Annotated in this window: 17 protein-coding genes and 4 tRNA genes; 13 read left to right on the top strand and 8 right to left on the bottom strand. The window is 64.0% G+C overall.

Features of this window, described 5'->3' with window-relative positions; translation table 11 throughout:
* The 3 genes from RCJ92_RS02720 to RCJ92_RS02730 all read right to left on the bottom strand — a co-directional run.
* A partial coding sequence (locus tag RCJ92_RS02720) for a GNAT family N-acetyltransferase (RefSeq protein WP_446753718.1) occupies positions 1–505 on the bottom strand: 505 nt, incomplete at its 3' end.
* A gap of 81 nt (positions 506–586) precedes the next feature.
* Positions 587–1,525: an EamA family transporter RarD gene (rarD, locus tag RCJ92_RS02725; protein WP_138926626.1), complete on the bottom strand. Its 939-nt coding sequence runs from the start codon at positions 1,523–1,525 to the stop codon at positions 587–589.
* Between the two features lie 176 nt (positions 1,526–1,701).
* Entirely contained in the window at positions 1,702–2,133 is a 432-nt protein-coding gene (locus RCJ92_RS02730) for a Fur family transcriptional regulator (protein WP_396277030.1), read from the bottom strand.
* Positions 2,134–2,245: 112 nt separating this feature from the next.
* Between RCJ92_RS02730 and RCJ92_RS02735 the strand changes: the two genes are divergently transcribed.
* The gene (locus tag RCJ92_RS02735; protein ID WP_446753719.1) at positions 2,246–3,523 is read left to right on the top strand and encodes an MFS transporter; all 1,278 of its coding nucleotides are present in this window, start codon (positions 2,246–2,248) and stop codon (positions 3,521–3,523) included.
* 237 nt (positions 3,524–3,760) lie between these two features.
* Positions 3,761–4,636, top strand: coding sequence for a zinc metalloprotease HtpX (gene htpX, locus RCJ92_RS02740; RefSeq protein WP_054821548.1), 876 nt, complete (start codon positions 3,761–3,763; stop codon positions 4,634–4,636).
* Positions 4,637–4,725: 89 nt separating this feature from the next.
* Here htpX and RCJ92_RS02745 read toward each other — a convergent pair whose 3' ends face one another.
* On the bottom strand, positions 4,726–5,214 hold the full coding sequence (locus RCJ92_RS02745) for a YajQ family cyclic di-GMP-binding protein (RefSeq protein ID WP_054821547.1): 489 nt from the start codon (positions 5,212–5,214) through the stop codon (positions 4,726–4,728).
* Between the two features lie 180 nt (positions 5,215–5,394).
* On the opposite strand from RCJ92_RS02745, the gene RCJ92_RS02750 reads away from it, so the two are divergent.
* Together RCJ92_RS02750 and RCJ92_RS02755 are read left to right on the top strand one after the other, a co-directional pair.
* Positions 5,395–5,476 (top strand) — tRNA-Tyr (locus RCJ92_RS02750).
* 118 nt (positions 5,477–5,594) lie between these two features.
* Positions 5,595–5,975 carry a thioredoxin family protein gene (locus RCJ92_RS02755; RefSeq protein ID WP_138177068.1) on the top strand — a complete coding sequence of 127 codons (381 nt, stop codon included), beginning with the start codon at positions 5,595–5,597 and terminating at the stop codon, positions 5,973–5,975.
* A gap of 6 nt (positions 5,976–5,981) precedes the next feature.
* On the opposite strand, the gene RCJ92_RS02760 is transcribed toward RCJ92_RS02755, so the two are convergent.
* Entirely contained in the window at positions 5,982–6,935 is a 954-nt protein-coding gene (locus tag RCJ92_RS02760; protein ID WP_446753720.1) for a DNA-3-methyladenine glycosylase family protein, read from the bottom strand.
* 157 nt (positions 6,936–7,092) lie between these two features.
* Between RCJ92_RS02760 and RCJ92_RS02765 the strand changes: the two genes are divergently transcribed.
* Entirely contained in the window at positions 7,093–8,463 is a 1,371-nt protein-coding gene (locus RCJ92_RS02765; RefSeq protein ID WP_446753721.1) for a pyridoxal-phosphate dependent enzyme, read from the top strand.
* A gap of 26 nt (positions 8,464–8,489) precedes the next feature.
* On the top strand, positions 8,490–9,647 hold the full coding sequence (locus RCJ92_RS02770; RefSeq protein WP_446753722.1) for a cystathionine gamma-synthase: 1,158 nt from the start codon (positions 8,490–8,492) through the stop codon (positions 9,645–9,647).
* Positions 9,648–9,755: 108 nt separating this feature from the next.
* On the opposite strand, the gene RCJ92_RS02775 is transcribed toward RCJ92_RS02770, so the two are convergent.
* Positions 9,756–10,160 carry a hypothetical protein gene (locus RCJ92_RS02775; RefSeq protein WP_446753723.1) on the bottom strand — a complete coding sequence of 135 codons (405 nt, stop codon included), beginning with the start codon at positions 10,158–10,160 and terminating at the stop codon, positions 9,756–9,758.
* A gap of 304 nt (positions 10,161–10,464) precedes the next feature.
* Here RCJ92_RS02775 and RCJ92_RS02780 point away from each other — a divergent pair, with 304 nt between their 5' ends.
* Together RCJ92_RS02780 and RCJ92_RS02785 are read left to right on the top strand one after the other, a co-directional pair.
* Positions 10,465–12,366: a DEAD/DEAH box helicase gene (locus tag RCJ92_RS02780; RefSeq protein WP_346921568.1), complete on the top strand. Its 1,902-nt coding sequence runs from the start codon at positions 10,465–10,467 to the stop codon at positions 12,364–12,366.
* A 438-nt stretch (positions 12,367–12,804) separates the two neighbouring features.
* The gene (locus RCJ92_RS02785; RefSeq protein ID WP_446753724.1) at positions 12,805–13,797 is read left to right on the top strand and encodes an IS1249 family transposase; all 993 of its coding nucleotides are present in this window, start codon (positions 12,805–12,807) and stop codon (positions 13,795–13,797) included.
* Positions 13,798–14,078: 281 nt separating this feature from the next.
* Here RCJ92_RS02785 and RCJ92_RS02790 read toward each other — a convergent pair.
* Positions 14,079–14,153 (bottom strand) — tRNA-Thr (locus RCJ92_RS02790).
* Positions 14,154–14,656: 503 nt separating this feature from the next.
* Here RCJ92_RS02790 and RCJ92_RS02795 point away from each other — a divergent pair.
* Together RCJ92_RS02795 and RCJ92_RS02800 are read left to right on the top strand one after the other, a co-directional pair.
* A tRNA-Thr gene (locus RCJ92_RS02795) sits at positions 14,657–14,728 on the top strand.
* Positions 14,729–14,775: 47 nt separating this feature from the next.
* Positions 14,776–14,849 (top strand) — tRNA-Met (locus RCJ92_RS02800).
* Between the two features lie 119 nt (positions 14,850–14,968).
* Here the strand turns inward: RCJ92_RS02800 and RCJ92_RS02805 are convergent.
* Complete coding sequence (locus tag RCJ92_RS02805) at positions 14,969–15,730, bottom strand: GTP pyrophosphokinase (RefSeq protein ID WP_446753725.1); 762 nt, start codon at positions 15,728–15,730, stop codon at positions 14,969–14,971.
* A gap of 347 nt (positions 15,731–16,077) precedes the next feature.
* Here RCJ92_RS02805 and RCJ92_RS02810 point away from each other — a divergent pair, with 347 nt between their 5' ends.
* The 3 genes from RCJ92_RS02810 to RCJ92_RS02820 all read left to right on the top strand — a co-directional run bounded on the left by RCJ92_RS02810 (position 16,078) and on the right by RCJ92_RS02820 (position 17,865).
* Positions 16,078–17,022, top strand: coding sequence for a DUF2797 domain-containing protein (locus RCJ92_RS02810; protein ID WP_446753726.1), 945 nt, complete (start codon positions 16,078–16,080; stop codon positions 17,020–17,022).
* Between the two features lie 84 nt (positions 17,023–17,106).
* Positions 17,107–17,361, top strand: a complete 255-nt coding sequence (locus tag RCJ92_RS02815; protein WP_138177086.1) for a hypothetical protein — start codon at positions 17,107–17,109, stop codon at positions 17,359–17,361.
* A 57-nt stretch (positions 17,362–17,418) separates the two neighbouring features.
* Positions 17,419–17,865 (top strand): FAS1-like dehydratase domain-containing protein, encoded by a 447-nt coding sequence (locus RCJ92_RS02820; protein ID WP_446753727.1) that lies wholly within the window; start codon positions 17,419–17,421, stop codon positions 17,863–17,865.
* Position 17,866 lies beyond the last annotated feature (1 nt).

The following is a 17,866-nucleotide window of genomic DNA, read 5'->3' on the forward strand; positions in this document are numbered from 1 at the left end:
GCGCCCGGTCCGCATAAATGAGCCGGATGGCCTGTGCATCCGGGTTGCCCCGGTCGGGACCGCGGTAGGCCAGGGTGAATCCCAGTTTCTGGGCAACCCGTGCCGAGGCCGCATTGTGTTCCAGCAGGGAGGCGACCACCGGGGCCTCGGGGCGGTGCCGGTTCGCCTGGCCCACGGCCTGGCGCGCCACCTGCGTGGCGAAGCCCTGCCCCTGGGCGGACACCGCGAACCGGTACCCCAGGTTCCAGAAGGACTTGCGGGTAAGCGAACATCCGCCATAGCCAATGATCTGCCGGGAACCGGCGGCCCGAATCACCCAGGGGCCCAACCCCTCACGCCGCCAGCAACCCCGCCAGGCCTCCACCATGGCCATGGTCTTCTCCACGTTGGCATGGCGTTTGGCCGGCGCATGGCTCCACACCCGGGGGTCGGCAAAGATGCGGTGCAGTTCCGGCACATCCTGCCGTTGGGGCGGGCACAGGCTCAGTTGTTGAAGGGTGGACATGAAATCACCCTAGCGAACACCACGGGCAGGGCAAGCCCCCTGCCCGGCCAGAGGCGGGGAACGCAGCACGGGCCGGTGCGCTCAGCTCACGGTCTTGGGCTCGGGCAGGGAACCGGTGCGCGGGGCACGGAACATGTCAACCACGATCAGTATCACCGCAATCCAGACCAGGATGAAGCCCACCCAGCGCTCGAGGGGCATGACCTCATGGAACACCAGCAGGCCCAGGATGAACTGGCCGATGGGAGCCAGGAACTGCAGGGAACCCAGGGTGCTCAGCGGCAGCCGGCGGGCCGCACCGCCAAACAGGATCAGCGGCACCGCGGTAATGATCCCGCTGGTGGCCAGCAGCCAGAACCCTGGGACGCCGTCGGCGAACAGCGCCGAGGTGCCCTGATAGGTCAGCACCCCAATGAAGACCAGCGCCACCGGGGTCAGGGCAATGGTTTCCACACTGAGCGTGGCCAGGGCCGTGCCCTTCTTGCCCACCTGGTTCTTGACCAGCCCGTAAAGTCCGAAGGAGAAGGCCAGGCCCAGGGAGATCCACGGGACCCGGCCCAGGCCGGCGGTGAGCACCACCACTGCCGCCACAGCGAACCCAATGGCCACCCACTGCAAGGTCGAGAGGCGTTCCTTCAGAACAAAGACGCCCAGCGCGATGGCGACCAAGGGGTTGATGAAGTAGCCCAGCGAGGCCTCCAGCACGTGCCCGGAAAGCACCGCGAAGGCGTAAAGCGTCCAGTTCACCGCGATGAGCACGCTGGCAAGGACCAGGCGGGCCGTGGTCTTCCGGTCGCGCAGCAAGGTCCCCAGGTCCCGCAGCTGCCGGGTCACCGCCAGCAGCAGGAAACAGAAGACCAGGGAAAACACCACCCGCAGCGCCACGAACTCAAACGCGGAGATCTCGGGCAGCAACAGGAAGTACAGCGGAAGCAGTCCCCAGACCAGGTATGCGCTGGTGCCTTGCAAAATGCCAATGCTGCGTGGGGAGCGCGGGGAGGCACCAGCGGTGTCAGTCATAGTCTGTGGTTGCCAATCTGTGGTGGACCGGGAAAGGGGTGCGACGCCACATTGGAAGCTGCCAAGGGGCAACGGGCGCCATTAAAGGTTACTGCTCCAGCGCCCCGGTTTCGTCATCGGTTCGGTCATGCGCCCTACACAAACCGTGGTTCATCCGCCCATAGACCGGATGGTGCCTAACCTGCCACCACTTGATCGCCCAGCGCACAGCGTTCCTTGCACTGCCCGTAGAACAGCACGTCGGCGATGTCGATGCTGAAGCTGGTGGCCCCACCGGGGTGGAAGCAGGGGGCGGAGCCGTGGGCGCAGGGAACATTCTCCACCCGCCCGCACGTAACGCACACGGCATGGTGGTGGTTGTCGTGCGGGTCAATCTCATAACGGGCCGCCGTGCCGGGCACCGTGAACCGGCGCAGGATCCCGTGATCGGTCAGGTCGTTGACCGCGTTGTAGACCGCCTGCGAGCTGAGTGCGACCTGACCCTCGGACAGGGCGCGGGCCAGGGCCTCGGCGCTCTGGTGCGGTTCGGTGGCCAGCTGCCTAAGCAACGCCAAACGTGCACCGGTGGCCTTCAGGTCGTTATCGTGCAGCAGTTTGGCGTAATCCATACCCACCATTGCACGCAGGTGCTTGGGATCTGTCAACCGGTGATCTCGTCACATGACGGCGGGCCACCATCCCGGGAGCCGGTGAGGGGGCAAGGATGCGTAGGATCTTGGGGTGCCCAGTTTTTTGATGGATGTCGCCCCGCTGCGGCAAAGCCCGGCCTACCGCCGGTTGTGGATCGGCAACTCGCTCTCCGCCGTGGGAACCCAAATGACCCTGATCGCGGTCAGCCTGGAAGTCTATGCGCTGACCCAGTCCAGCTTCCATGTTGGCTTGCTGGGCGCGTTCACCCTGGTGCCGCTGATCATCACCGGGCTCTACGGCGGGGCCATCGCCGACACGCACGACCGGCGCAAGGTGGCGCTATACTCGGCCCTGGCGTTGTGGGTCATCACCGGCGCGCTGGCGCTGCAGGCGTGGCTGCAGGTGGGCAGCGTGTGGGTCCTCTACGGGTTGATGGCCCTGCATTCGGCGGCCGCGGGCATCAACCAGCCCACCCGTGGGGCCATCATTCCCTCCATTGTCCGCCGCGACCTGCTGCCGGCGGCCAATTCGCTGAACATGGTCACCTTCGGGGTGGCGCAGATGGTCGGCCCGCTGCTGGGCGGGCTGCTGGTGGCCCAGTTCGGGTACCAGTGGACGTATTCCCTTGACGCCATCACGTTCACCGCGGCCGTGTGGTCGGTCTTCCGCCTGCCGGCCCTGCCGGCGGCCGAACAGGTCGCCAGACGGGGTCTTTCCTCGGTCATCGACGGGCTGCGCTACCTGAAGACCCAGCCGAACATCAGCATGACCTTCCTGATCGACATGGCGGCCATGATCCTGGCGGCGCCCAGGGCGCTGCTGCCGGCCATCGGCGCGGTGATGATCGGCGGGGGAGAGACCACGGTGGGCATCCTCCTGGCCTCCGCGGCCTGTGGTGCCCTGCTGGCCGGGCTGTTCTCCGGCACCTACAGCCGGATCAACCGCCAGGGTGTGGCCGTGTTCATCAGCGTGTGCATCTGGGGCGTGGCCATCAGCGGGCTGGGCGTGATCGTGGTGCTGGCCGCCGGGCAGCCCTCCGGGCCCGAGGCGGCCAGCGGGTGGCTGCTTCCGGCGATGTTCTTCATGCTGCTGGCCGGGATCGCCGATTCCATTTCCTCGGTCTTCCGCACCACCATCTTGCAGGTCGCGGCCCCGGATCAGATGCGGGGCCGGCTGCAGGGAGTGTTCATCGTGGTGGTCGCCGGTGGGCCGCGGGTCGGGGAGATGCTCTCCGGAGGCGCCGCGGGCTTCCTGGGTGAGGGGCTGACCCTGGTGGTTGGGGGGTTGTGCTGTGTGCTGGTGGCCGTGCTGCTGGTGCGCTGGCGCCGCGGCTTCCTGCGCTACGATTCCCGCCACCCCGAACCCTAGGTCGGTGGGCGGCCGAGACCGGCCGTGACGCGCGCAGCACGCTGTGAGCTGGACGATAGGCTCGAGATGGAACCTATGGGGCGGGGCAATCGTTGCATAAACTAAAGGATGATGAGCAAGATCAGGGGCACGGTCCTCCAAGGCGGAGGTCCTGGCCCACACATTTTGCCCACACCTTTTGACCACGCACACTGCCAAGAAGTTCGGCTCAGTACGATACGGGAGCGATAACCCACCGTGCATCAACATAACAATGGCCTGAAAACCGCCCTGCTGCTCGGCGGTATGTTTGCCCTGCTGCTGGCCCTGGGCTCCCTGATCGCCTCAGGAACCCGGAACAGCTCCTTCATCTGGATTTTCGCGCTCATTGGCCTGGGCACCACCGCCTACGGCTACTGGAACAGTGACAAGATCGCGCTGCGTTCCATGCACGCCTACCCGGTCAGTGAACAGGAACAGCCGGAGATGTACCGGATTGTGCGCGAGCTGTCCATGGCAGCCCAGCAGCCCATGCCGCGGCTGTACGTCTCACCCACCCAGTCACCCAACGCTTTCGCCACCGGACGCAACCCGGAAAACGCGGCGGTGTGCTGCACCGAGGGGATCCTGCGCATCCTGAACGAACGCGAGCTGCGCGGTGTGCTGGGGCACGAGCTGATGCACGTGTACAACCGGGACATCCTCACCTCCTCGGTGGCGGCGGCAATCGCCGGGGTGATCACCTCGATCGCCCAGTTCCTGATGTTCTTCGGCGCCGGGGGCGGGAACAACGAGAACCGCAACGTGAACCCCTTGGCCATCCTGGCCCTGTCGCTGCTGGCGCCGCTGGCCGCCTCGGTGATCCAGATGGCCGTCTCGCGCACCCGAGAATTCGATGCTGACGAAGATGGCGCCCGCCTGACCAACGACCCACTGGCGCTGGCCAGTGCCCTGCGCCGGCTGGAGCAGGGCATCGACCAGGCCCCGCTGGCGCAGGAAGACCAGAAGGTCGTCAACAGCTCCCACCTGATGATCGCCAACCCGTTCGGCTCCCGGCTCAAGCGCATGTTCTCCACCCACCCGTCAATGGATGAGCGCGTGGCACGCCTGGAGGCCATGGCCCGCGGCAACTAATTTTTAGGCAGCACACGCAAAAGCCGGTGTCCCATGGCGCGTTAAACGTCATGGGACACCGGCTTTCATGCTGCCGCCGGCACGCGGGGCTAGCGCAGGTTGACGAACTGCAGGTCAACATCCTCGAAGTCGCGCAGCAGTGCCATGGTGGCCTGCAGGTCATCGCGGGACTTGGAGGACACGCGCAGCTCATCGCCCTGGATGATGGACTTCACGCCCTTGGGTGCTTCGTCACGGATCAGCTTGTTGATCTTCTTCGCCACATCCTGGGCGATGCCCTCCTTGATGCTGGCCTCGATCCGGTATTCCTTGCCCGAAGCGAAAGGCTCCCCGGCATCCAGGGACTTCAGCGAGATGTTGCGCTTGACCAGCTTGGACTGGAACACGTCCAGCACTGCCTTGACCCGCTCCTCGGAGTTCGCCTTCATCAGGATCTTTTCGCCGCTGAAGTCGATTTCCGCGCCGACGCCCTTGAAGTCGTAGCGCTGGGAGATTTCCTTGCTTGCCTGGTTCAGTGCGTTGGACACTTCCTGGCTGTCCACCTTGCTGACAACATCAAATGATGAATCGCTGGCCACGAATCTTCTCCTTGTGGTTTGTTGGACTGGTGAGTGTTTGGCTCAAATCTGACTCATAGCCTACCGGTTTGCTCAGGCGTTTACCGGAGGTGATGAGCATTACAGCAAATGGGCAGCTTTCGATTTTTCATCTGCAAAAAGTTCCGGTAGAGTTATTTCTCGTTCCCACCAGAACAACCGGGCAGATTACCCGAGCGGCCAAAGGGGGCTGACTGTAAATCAGCTGGCTATGCCTTCACTGGTTCGAATCCAGTATCTGCCACAAATGATCCTCCAGATCCACAAGATCTGGAGGATTTTTTTGGTTTCCGGGCAGGGGAGGCGGGCTGTTTTCCCCGCCAAACTAAGCGCCAACGCCCGAAGTCGGTTACCGTTGAACCATGGCAACAGTAGATGTAACTGAAACAGAGTTCGCGCAGCTGATCGAAGGCAATGACATCGTCCTGGTGGATTTCTGGGCAGAGTGGTGCGGACCGTGTAAGCAGTTCGGCCCGGTGTATGAACAGATTTCCGAGAAGTTCCCGGAAGTGGTGTTCGCCAAGGTGGACACCGAAGCCGAGCAGGGACTGGCCCGGGCCGCAAACATTTCCTCGATTCCGACCTTGATGGCCTTCCGCGAAAAGGTTCTGGTCTTCTCCCAGCCCGGCGCCCTGAACGGTGCCCAGCTTGAGGACCTGGTGACCGCGGTGAAGGGCATCGACATGTCCGAGGTGCACGCCCAGATCGCCGAGGAAGCCGCCCAGCAGGAAGAAACCAACTAGCTGCTGCTAGCGGTTGCGGTGATCCAACGGCGTGTAGCGTGGCCCAAAGCCCTGTTTGCGCTGCCCGGAGAGCTGCAATAACCGGACAACTCGTTGCCGGTGTCCGGTGTACGGTTCGAGCAGCTGCAGCATCCGCTGGTCATCCACCCTGTGGCCGACCAGCACCTGGCCCACGAAATCCGCCAGGTGGTAGTCGCCAACCGAAATGTGGTCCGGTGAGCCGTGCGAGCGCTGCAGGGTCTCGGCCACCGTCCAGGGCCCGATCCCGCTGATGGAGAGCAGCGCCGCCTCCAGCGTGCCGGACCCGGTGGTGCCCGGCATCGAGTCATTCAGTCCCAGTGCCGCCCAGCGCTCCAGGCGCCGGGCCACATGGGCCAGGCGGATCATCGTGGCGGCACGGCTGTGTTCCACCCGTGCCTGCTGCCAATGCCAGCGCGGGATCCCGGCCACGGCCTCGGGCAGCGGAAACAGCCGCATCCCCGACGGTGCGGGCCCGGGGGCCGGGCGCCCATAGTGCCTGATCAGCCACCGCCAGGCGTAGTTCGCCTCGATCCCGGTTACCCGCTGTTCCAGGATTGCCCCGGCGGCATGATCAAAAATCCTTCCGGTGCGCGGCAGGCGCACCGCCGGGTGTTCGCTGCGGCTGCGGCGCACCACATCGGGTAGCGATACGGCGAACGCCGTCTCGTCAAACCCGCTCCAATCATCCTCGGCCCCCAGCAGCGCCGGCCCTTGGGCGAGCGCCCATTGCGCGCCCGGGCCCCAGGCGCTGAAGCTCGCCGAACGCCGGTCGGCCTCCAGCTCAATGCGCAGCGTCGCATCCCCGTCGATGGTGGCGAACACCAGCCAGGCCTGGGATTGCTCCAAGCGGATCGTTGGATCCCCAATGCCCCGGCGCAGGATGGACAGGGTGGAGCGCAGGTCAACCGGCTCGGGGCTCAGCCAGTGCTGCTGCGCCACTTTCGGTAATGGTTGCTGCGACAAGCTTTCGGTTCCCTCCCTGAATTCTGCAATGCTCACCCTTTGCGTCCCCCGGGTGGAGGATGCCTGTCAATTCAATGACGCAAAGCTACGCAGCGCGGCGACTTAGATGACCTGCGGCGGTAAAGTGCTTGACATGAAGTATGCGTCCACAGTCTTGGATCTGATCGGAAACACGCCCCTGGTCAAACTCAACCGGGTGACTGACGGCATCAAGGCCACTGTATTGGTCAAGCTCGAATATCTTAACCCCGGCGGGTCCATCAAGGACCGCATCGCCCTGAAGATGGTGGAGCGTGCCGAGCAGAGCGGGGCCCTGCGTCCCGGAGGCACCATTGTGGAGCCGACCAGCGGCAACACCGGTGTGGGGCTGGCGATGGTGGGGCAGCTGAAGGGCTATGTCACCATTTTCGTCACACCGGACAAGGTGGGCGAGGAAAAACGGGACGTGTTGCGTGCCTACGGTGCCGAGGTCGTGGTGACCGCCACCGCGGTCGCCCCCGATTCGCCCGATTCCTATTACGGGGTCTCGGACCGGCTGGTGCGCGAAATTGACGGTGCCTACAAGCCCGACCAGTTCTCCAACCCCGGCGCCCCGGAGAGCCACTTTGAGACTACCGGACCGGAAATCTGGAATGACACCGACGGCAAGCTCACCCACGTGGTGATCGGTGCCGGCACCGGTGGAACCATCACCGGCACCGGACGCTACCTGAAACAGGTTTCCGCCGACCGGGCCAGCGGGCCGGTACAGGTCATCGCCGCGGACCCCGACGGATCGGTCTACTCCGGCGGCACCGGACGGCCCTACTTCGTGGAAGGCGTGGGGGAGGACATGTGGCCGGGCAACTACGACCCGCAGGTGCCCGACCGCGTCGAGGCGGTCACCGACGCCCAGGCCTTCGAGATGACCCGGCGCCTGGCCCGTGAGGAAGGCCTGCTGCTGGGCGGCTCCTCCGGGATGGCCGTGGCCGCGGCGCTGCGCGTGGCCCAGGACTTGGGCGAGGACGACGTGGTCGTGGTGATCGCCCCGGATGGCGGACGCGGCTACCTGGCCAAGATTTTCAACGACACCTGGATGCAGGCCCAGGGATTCAGCTCCGAATCGGGCGAACCCGCCCTGGTGGAGCAGGTCATCAAGGACATTGACCCCACCGGTCTGCAGGTGTTGTCCCCGCAGACCACGCTGGCCCAGGCCGCGGCCGCGCTGAAGGCCAGCCCCGCCTCGGCCCTGGTGGTCGCCACCGGCACCCTGCCGGCCCGCATTGGCGAGGTGCGCGGGGTGCTGAGCGCCGAACTGGTGGCCGAAGCCCTGTTGGCCGGAACCCCGGCACGCACCCCGGTAGGGGACCTGCAGACCGAGGCTCTGCCCCTGCTGGGCGCCGGGCAGAGCCTGGAGCATGCCCAGGCGCTGCTGCAGCAGCACCGCGCGGTGCTGGTCACCCGCGACGGCGAGGTGTTGTGTCCGCTGACCCATGACGAACTGCTTGACCACCTGATCAACTAAACTTCCCGACGCAAAGGATGGTATCGATGAGCCAGAATGCCCAGGGTTTCAACACCCGCTTTGTCCACGCCGGCCAAGAGTTTGAGCCGCGCACCGGTGCAGTGGTCCCGCCGATCCACTTCTCCACCACCTACGCCCCCGAAGCCATCGGCAAGCTGCGCGGCGGCTACGACTACGGGCGCGGCACCAACCCCACCCGCGACGCCCTGCAGGAGCAGCTGGCCGCCGCCGAGGGAGGCCGGCACGCGTTTTCGTTCAGCTCCGGGCTGGCCGGCGAGGATTCCCTGATTCGTGCGCTGCTGCGCCCGGGGGACCACATTGTGCTGGGCAACGACGCGTACGGCGGCTCCTACCGGCTGATCGACCGGGTGCTGGGCCCCTGGGGCGTGTCCAACACCGCCCTGGACATGAGCGACCCTCAGGCCCTGGCGGCCGCCATCGACCAGCACCAGGCCAAGATGGTGTGGCTGGAAACCCCATCGAACCCGATGATGAAGATCGTGGACATTCAGGCGGTCGCCGAGGTCACCCACGCCCACGGCGCACTGCTGGTGGTGGACAACACCTTCGCCAGCCCATTCCTGCAGCAGCCGTTGGCGCTGGGCGCGGACATCGTGGTGCACTCGACCACCAAGTACATCGGTGGGCACTCGGATGTGGTTGGCGGTGCGGTGATCGTCAACGACGATGAACTGGCCGGGAAGATCGGATTCATCCAGTTCGCCGTGGGCGCGGTTTCCGGGCCGCTGGACGCCTACCTGACCACCCGCGGGTTGAAGACCCTGGGCGTGCGCATGCGCGCGCACTCGGAGAACGCCGCCCAGGTTGCGGCCTGGCTGCGCGGACGCAGGGAAGTCGAGCGCGTGCTCTACCCGGGTTTCGAGGACCATCCGGGACATGACATTGCCAAGAAGCAGATGCGCGACTTCGGCGGCATGGTCTCGGTGCAGTTCGCCGGGGGCGCTCAGGCCGCCCGCACGGTGGCCGAGAGCACCCGGCTGTTCCAGCTGGCCGAATCCCTGGGCGGGATCGAGTCGCTGATGAACTACCCCTCGGAGATGACCCACGCCTCGGTGAAGGGCACCGAGCTGGAGGTCCCGGAGAACCTGGTCCGCCTGTCGGTGGGCATCGAGGACGCCGAGGACTTGATCAACGACCTGGAGCAGGCCTTCGCCAAGCTGTAACCGGCCACGGCGGGCAGCGCCCGAATCACACACCCGTCCCCGCGCAGCGTCAGGCTGTGCGGGGACGGGAGGTTTAAGCGGGGAATGACGGGCGGATGCTTAGCGCCGTCATGCTCGGGGGGAGAGGGCGCGGAAGTACCTGATCCCGGCGGGGGTCCACATTAGGGCCACGGCCAGCAGCACCATTGCCGCGAGCAGGGAATAGCGTCCAAAGCGCAGCAGCATCGGCAGCGCGGCAATCAGCCCCAGCCAGGTCAGCTGGGTGCGGGCCGCCCGGTCCGAACGCCACAGCCGCAGGGCCAACCGCAGCACCAGCACCCCGGCGGCGCCCAGGATGCTGGCCAGCAGCCACGGACCGGTGGACGGTTCGGTCGAGCGCGCGGCGGTGGCGAACAGACTCGCGGCAAAACCCAGGAACAGCGCGGCGGCCAACACCCAGCACAGCCGGGCAATGCGCAGGGCGGAAGGCATCTGCGCCGCGGCGGACGCAGGCTTGGAACCGTTGCTTTTCACACCAGCCAGCTTAGTGCAGGGGGCGCGGTGCCTGATCTCACACCACCTCGACCCTGTCTTTGCGCGGCCGATGCCGATAGAATGGATTGTTCGCGAACATCGGGCATCCCTCGCATCTTGCCCAATTTTTGAGGCCGGAGCCTTTCTCGTGTTGTGAATCCGCAAAGTGTGTGCGGATATTTATGTCATAGGGGAACGCTTGATGAGCGTGAGTTGTTTTTGACTGTGTAGCCTATTCGTCGTTTTTTTTGGGGACGCGTAGGCCTTCCCCTAACGAATGAGGTATCTGTTCGTGTCTACTGACATGTCCGTCAACTCCACCGAGAACTCCACCAACGAAAACGGCAGCGACGAGCCGACCGTGCTGTTCAGCGAGCTGGGCCTGGACGCCCGCGTGCTGGCTTCCGTGGTCGACCTGGGCTACGAAAAGCCCTCTCCGATTCAGGCCGCCACCATCCCGCTGCTGCTTGAGGGCCGCGATGTCGTGGGCCTGGCCCAGACCGGTACCGGCAAGACCGCCGCGTTCGCGCTGCCCGCGCTTTCGCGCATGGCCGAGGTCGCTGACCTGAACGGTCCGTCCCGCACCCCGCAGATCCTGGTGCTGGCACCGACCCGTGAACTGGCCCTGCAGGTTGCCGAGGCCTTCACCTCCTACGCCAAGCACCTGGATGACTTCACCGTGCTGCCCGTGTACGGCGGTGCCCCCTACGGCCCGCAGCTGGCTGGCCTGCGCCGTGGCGCCCAGGTCGTGGTCGGCACCCCGGGCCGCGTCATCGACCACATCAACAAGGGCTCGCTGGACCTGTCGAACCTGCAGTACATGGTGCTGGACGAGGCCGACGAAATGCTGCGCATGGGCTTCGCCGAAGAGGTCGACAAGATCCTGGAAGCCACCCCGGAAGACAAGCAGGTGGCCCTGTTCTCCGCCACCATGCCGCGTGCCATCCGCCGGATCGCCTCCGAGTACCTGCGCAACCCCGAGGAAGTGTCGGTCAAGTCCAAGCAGACCACCGGCACCAACATCACCCAGCGCTACCTGCAGGTGATGGGGGCGCACAAACTGGACGCGATGACCCGGATCCTGGAATCCGAGGACTTCGACGGAGTTATCACCTTCGTGCGCACCAAGATGGCCACCGAGGACCTGGCCGACAAGCTCAAGGCCCGCGGCTTCACCGCCGCCGCCATCAACGGTGACATCCCGCAGCAGCAGCGTGAGCGCACCGTGGAGAACCTGCGCGCGGGCAAGATTGACATCCTGGTGGCCACCGACGTGGCCGCCCGCGGCCTGGACGTGGAGCGCATCAGCCACGTGATCAACTACGACATCCCGCATGACACCGAGTCCTACGTGCACCGCATTGGCCGCACCGGCCGTGCCGGCCGCTCGGGGGACGCGATCCTGTTCATGACCCCACGCGAGAAGTACCTGCTGCGCGCCATCGAGAAGGCCACCCGCCAGCCGGTGTCCATGATGCAGCTGCCCACCGTGGAATCGGTGAACAACCGCCGCATCCAGAAGTTCACCGACCGGATCGACCAGACCATCGTTGGTCAGGACCTGAGCGCCTTCCGCGAGATCGTGGAGAAGTTCGCCACCGAGCATGAAGAGCTGGACCACCTGGAAATCGCCGCCGCGCTGGCGCTGATGGCCCAGGGTGGACGCCCGCTGCTGATGGAGGAACCGGTGATCCCGCCGTCCAAGCAGGCCCGCATGAACCGGGAAGGCCGTGAGCCGGGCCAGCGTCCGCAGCGCAAGGGCGCTGCCGAGGGCAACGCCATGTACCGCCTGGCAGTGGGACGCCGCAACCGCGTGCAGCCCGGGTCCATTGTCGGTGCCCTGGCCAACGAGGGTGGATTCAACTCCTCACAGATTGGTGGCATTGACATCCGCGCGGACCACACCCTGGTTGAGCTGCCGGCCGAACTGTCCAAGGACCAGTGGCGTGCCCTGTCCAAGACCCGCATCGGCGGCGAGCCGATCAACCTGGAACTGGATCGGGGCCCGCGTGGCCGTCGCGACCGCGATGACGACCGTCGTGGTGGTTTCCGTTCGGACCGCGGCAGCTTCAAGGACCGCAAGCGCAATGGTGGTTTCCGTGACGGCGGCCGCGACGAGCGTCGCGGTGGCGAGAAGCGCTTCGGCGGACGCAGCAAGGGCCGTTTCAATGACAGCGCCGCCCGTGGTGGTCGCCGCGAGTACTAATACCCACTAAGGCTCCAAGTAGGCCGGTTCAACACCTCTGTCGGGGGTGCGGAACCGGCCTTGGTGTTTAACCGAAGCGGCCGGATCCCAGCGAACCGCGCACCGGAGGGCTGTGTCCTGCAACGCGCGTGAACCGCCAGCCGCGGAAGGCGTGGATCCTGCCAGCTGCCCACTCCTGAAAGGCCTTCCACGGGTCTTTGCAGGGCTTTTGACGCGGTGCCGGAGCAACGGCAACGCGGATGATTGGCCGGGATGCTGCAGGGCATGCAGGGGCCCGGTGCGGCGACCTGGAAGCGGGGCAGTGCCGTCCGCGGCATCGGTGGGGCGAACACGGTCGGGAAATTGCGGGTTAAGTCCCAAAATGTGTGTACAGAAACCCTCAAAACCATCTAACCACTAGGGGCAACACCTCAATCACATGCTTTGAAAGCATGTACCGTGGCAAAAGTTGGAAACCGACCTACCTGTGGTGTATGCAAAAATAAGCTCGTCAAGAACGGGAAAACCAGCTCCGGGCGCACCCGCTGGCGGTGTAAGATCTGCGGCGCGTCAAGTACCTTGGCCCGTCCAGACACCACCGCCAAAGCTCAATTCAGGGCCTTCCACCAATGGGCCACCGGTAAGCTCTCCGTGTCCGACACCGGCATTGCCCGTTCCACGTTCTACCGCAACACCTACTGGTGCTGGAAAGTTCACCCGACCTTGATCCCGACTGGGGAACAACACCGGTACCTCATGCTCGACGGCACCTACTTCAACGGCTTCTGCGCCCTTACCGCCTACAACGGCCAACACATCATCGGCTGGCAATACTGCGACCGCGAAAAAGTCGCTTCCTGGACCCTGCTGCTGCAACGTCTGCCAGCCCCGGACCTAGTGATCATTGACGGGCACGGCGCCCTGGAATCTGTCATCAAAGCGCTATGGCCCGAAACCCGCATCCAACGCTGCTACTTCCATATCCGACAAACCATCCACAAACACCTGACCCGCAACCCCCGCACCATCCCAGGTCAGCAACTCCTTTCACTGATCAAGGCGCTGAAAGACATCACCACACTTCAACTGGCCAACAAGTGGGAAGAACAATTCATGGCCTGGCGGGCCATGCACGAAACCACCCTCAAAGCCCGCACCTACGCCAAGGACCACGCCGGCAACAGACCCTTGCACGTCAAGCCCAACCAGGTCTGGTGGTACACGCATCTGCGCCTACGTCGAGCTGATCGCCTCATTCACGGGTTGCTGAAGAATAAGCAACTGTTCACATGGTTAGAAATGGCCGCAGAAGATGAGACGCTTCCTCGGACCACCAGCCCCTTGGAAGGAGGCATCAACGCTGGCATCAAAGACCACCTGCGGGCCCACCGCGGCCTGAAAGCCAAACATGCCATGTCCTTGGTGAGCTGGCACCTGTACCAGCGGACGTAGAACCCGGTGGATCCATGGAGCTTCGTGACCCCCAAGCATTGGTCGGCCAAACCAGCCCCACGACCCGTAACCGAAGAAGACCCGGGCCCCGAACTATACGGCCGGCACTTCAGCTACGAAGACGGTAACGGCATCCAAAAAGGATGGGGCGGACGCCGATGACGCAAACATGACAACGAGTCCATACACACATTTTGGGACTTAACCCGAAATTGCGGGACTGCAGGTCCGTGGGGAAATGCAAAAGAGGATGGTTCGTGAATACGAACCATCCTCTTGACTGGAGCCCCCTGCCGGAATCGATCCGGCGACCTCGTTCTTACCAAGAACGCGCTCTACCACTGAGCTAAGGGGGCAACAGGTAAATACTTTACACATTCTGCGATGCATTTCAAAATTCGTCGCCCGAAGTGCGATGGATCACGATTCCCCTACTCATTGTCGGGATTTAGAGGCGCTTCCAGCGGCCCCTCGGTGATGGAAGCAGGGTCTGTGGTCGCGGCCGATTCAGGGCCGTAGATGACAAGGTGCGGGCCCGTCCCGGAGTAGAGCCCTTTCGCGACGCGAGCCGCGCTGGTGAGATCCGGTGGGGCTTTTTTCTTCCCAAAAGGGGCAGGGTGAATGCGCGGAGAGTTTCGCTAGGCCACGAGTGGGGGCTGCGGCGTTTCCACCGCCGACGTCAGCCGCGTCGTGAGTAGCGTCACTGTACTGGTTGTTGTGTCATCTGCACTTTCCGGCCTTGAATAGCTGCTTCCTAACCCAGCTTTGACTTGGCCTTTTGTGGATGGATCCGGACTTGTCTGGGTGCCGGCGGTGAATTTTTATTTGCGGCCGAATCCGTGTAGAGTATTTACTCGTTGCCCCCTTAGCTCAGTGGTAGAGCGCGTTCTTGGTAAGAACGAGGTCGCCGGATCGATTCCGGCAGGGGGCTCTGAGTGGGAAGTCTTCTTGGCTTCTACTGGATGACTTCTCACTTGTGGCGGTGTAGCTCAGCTGGTTAGAGCGCACGACTCATAATCGTGAGGTCGCGGGATCGAGTCCCGCCACCGCTACCCCAAGGAAAATGCCCCGGATTGCCGGGGCATTTTGCGTATCCGGGGCTTTTGGATCTACATCGGTGACGGGCCGCGCCAATATTCTTTGCCCGGCCCGTCATCAAGGTGTTCGCCGGTTAGCCCGCGGCGTCTCCAGCATCCGTGCGCAGATCCCGGGTGGTTCCCTGGATCAGGTCATTTTGCTGGGCGAGCTGCCACAGTTGCTCCCATAACCGCTGGTCTGCCGAGGGGTCGGGGGCGCCGGCCGCCGGACCGGCTGCCTCTCCGTGCACCTCGTCATAGAGGTGTTCCATGTGGCGGTCGAGGTGTTCGGCCGCGTTGGCGGCGGCGGTCAGGTTATCGAGCAGGTGCTCGGGAACCTCTCCCTCGTACTTGTAGAAGATCTTGTGTTCAAGGCTGGCCCAGAAATCCTGGGCAATGGTGCGGATCTGCACCTCAACGATGACCGGAACTGGCCCCTCGGAGAGGTAGACCGGCAGCTCAACAATCGCGTGCAGGCTCTTGTAGCCATTCGGCTTCGGGTTCTTGATGTAGTCCTTGATCGCCAAGACCCGCACATCGTGCTGCGAGGTGATCATGTCCAGCACGTGATAGGTGTCCTTCAGGAAACTGCAGGTGATCCTGATGCCCGCAATATCGGTGATGTTGCGGCGAATCTCCTCCAGGGTCGGCGCGCAACCGCGGCGGACTACCTTCTCCAAGATCCCCTCAGGGCTTTTGACCCGGGACGTCACGTGCTCAATCGGGTTGTACTGGTGCAGGTGGATGAATTCCTCACGCAGAATCGACACCTTGGTCAACATCTCATCGACGCCGAAACGGTACTCCATCATGAACCGGGGCAGCTTCTGGCGCAGCGACTGCGCGAAGTCCAGCATCAGGCCCGGGGTGGGGTTCAGACCGGACGGAACCTGGGAGGTTTCCGTCGTGGCGATATCTTTTCCTGGCTTAATCGGTAGTCACCTCACGAGTGAGAAGGGCGGGTCGCTGGTGTCACGGTATTCGTGGACCCGTAGGAAGCATACGTCCTGTCTGGCAGACTATAGTCCGCGTCTTGGAATCCTATTAGAAACTCGGCGGGATCCAATGTGCTTCCCGGCCCCCAACGGGGCCGGGACCGTATGGTGTGGTTGCACTGATTCTGCTCAGCTCGGTGGTTGTCCGCTGGCCGGATGCCGGGCGCATAGCCTACCGTGGAGCGGGTCCAAACGTGTGAAAGGAAGCAATGGCACTGGAACGCGACAGTCTCCGACTGTGCCACGGGATCAGCTTTTCCCGACATGATCCGGCGCCCGTGCTGCGCCTACGCAAGGGTACCGAATGGATCAATGAACCGCTGGAGCTCGGTCGCACCATGGCCCTGGAGGTTGGCGTGCAACGCTGGTGCCTGGGTCACGTGCTGATGGACTCGGATGGAACCCGCCGGCACAATGTCTGTACCCATAGCAGGGTCATTGCCTCCGGGACCCAGTGCGCGACCTGCCGCAGGCTGGACCAGACCAAGTTCATGCACCATTTTCACAAGACCGGACAGGCCCCCGAAGGTCTGCGCCGTTACCTGGAGCAACCGCACTTGCTCTACATCGCCTCCTTCGCGGACGGAACCACCAAGGTGGGTACCGCCTCGGAGCAAAGCAAATGGTCCCGGCTGGCCACCCAGGGAGCGGTGATTGCCCGCTATGTCGCCCACGCTCCGGACGGTGCCGCCGTGCGGGTCCTGGAAGACCTGGTCACCGAGCAATGCGGAATCCGCCAACAGGTGCGGCAGAAGGCCAAGATCCGTGGGCTGGAGAGCTGGGGCCACAATCTGGCCAGTCTCGAGGAACTGAACCGTGCTGCGGCCCGGGCAGTTCACCGGATGCTGGAATCACAGCGCGGCCTTGACCGCTATGGGATCACGCTGCTCGATGAACTCTGGCGTCAGCCGACGTACGCCCAGCAGGTTGTGAACGCCTGGGATGCCCGCAGCATTCACCGCAAGGACCCCGCCATCCCGGGTGGTGAGGGGATCTCACTGCGCATCCACGGGGTGCTGGGCCAAACCCTGATGATCGACACCGGGGAACATACCGAACTGGTGCTGCTGGATCTGGCAGAGCTGAAAACCCGCGCGCTGGTGCTGCGCCAGGCGCACTTCGTTGACCATGGGGGACAAGCCAGCCTGTTCTGAACCGGCGACGGCTTGCTGAGTTCGTGGCCCGATACTCACACATCAATCCCGGCACGCCAAGGGCTCTGAACTAGACTGGAAGTCATGACCAACACTCCCTGGGAATCGGCCTCAACGCGCTACAAGAAATTCGTGTTCTCCGCGTTGGCGCTCATGGGCGGCGGCATCATCCTGGCCATTGTCGGCATCAACCTGCCCTCACGGCCCCTGCTGTTCTTTGCCATCGGGATGATGGCCGTGGGCATGTGCCTGCACATCGGTTCACTGGTCGTCCGCTCACGCGATGTGCGGGCCTGGCGCATTGCCAACGGCCTGCAAAGCCCGAAGAAGAAAAAATAGTCCGCACCGTTCTGAAATCCGGACCCCAAAATCTCCCACGCCAATCAAGGAGCTTTGATGAGCATCAACCCCGACCTGGTCGGACGCGTCTACCCGCCGGATGAGCCCTATCAGGTGGGCCGCGAAAAGATCCGTGAGTTCGCCGCGGCCACCAAGGCCAGCCACCGCGCCCACTACGACCTGCAGGCGGCCAAGGAACTGGGCCACCGGGACCTGGTGGCCCCGCCGACCTTCGCCATCATCATCGCGCAGCGGGCCGACGCGCGCCTGATCACCGACCCGGAATCCGGTATTGATTTCTCCCGTGTCGTGCACGCCGACCAGCGTTTCACCCACCACCGGCCGATCATTGCCGGGGATGAGCTGGTGGCCGAGCTGCACGTGGACCAGGTGCGCAGGATGGGAGCCGGGGCGATGATCACCTCCCGTGCCGAGATCTCCACCGTGGACGGGCAGAAGGTGGCCACCACCGTTTCATCCCTGCTGGTGCGGGGCGAGGAGTAGA

The sequence above is a fragment of the Glutamicibacter sp. BSL13 genome, from assembly GCF_052928425.1.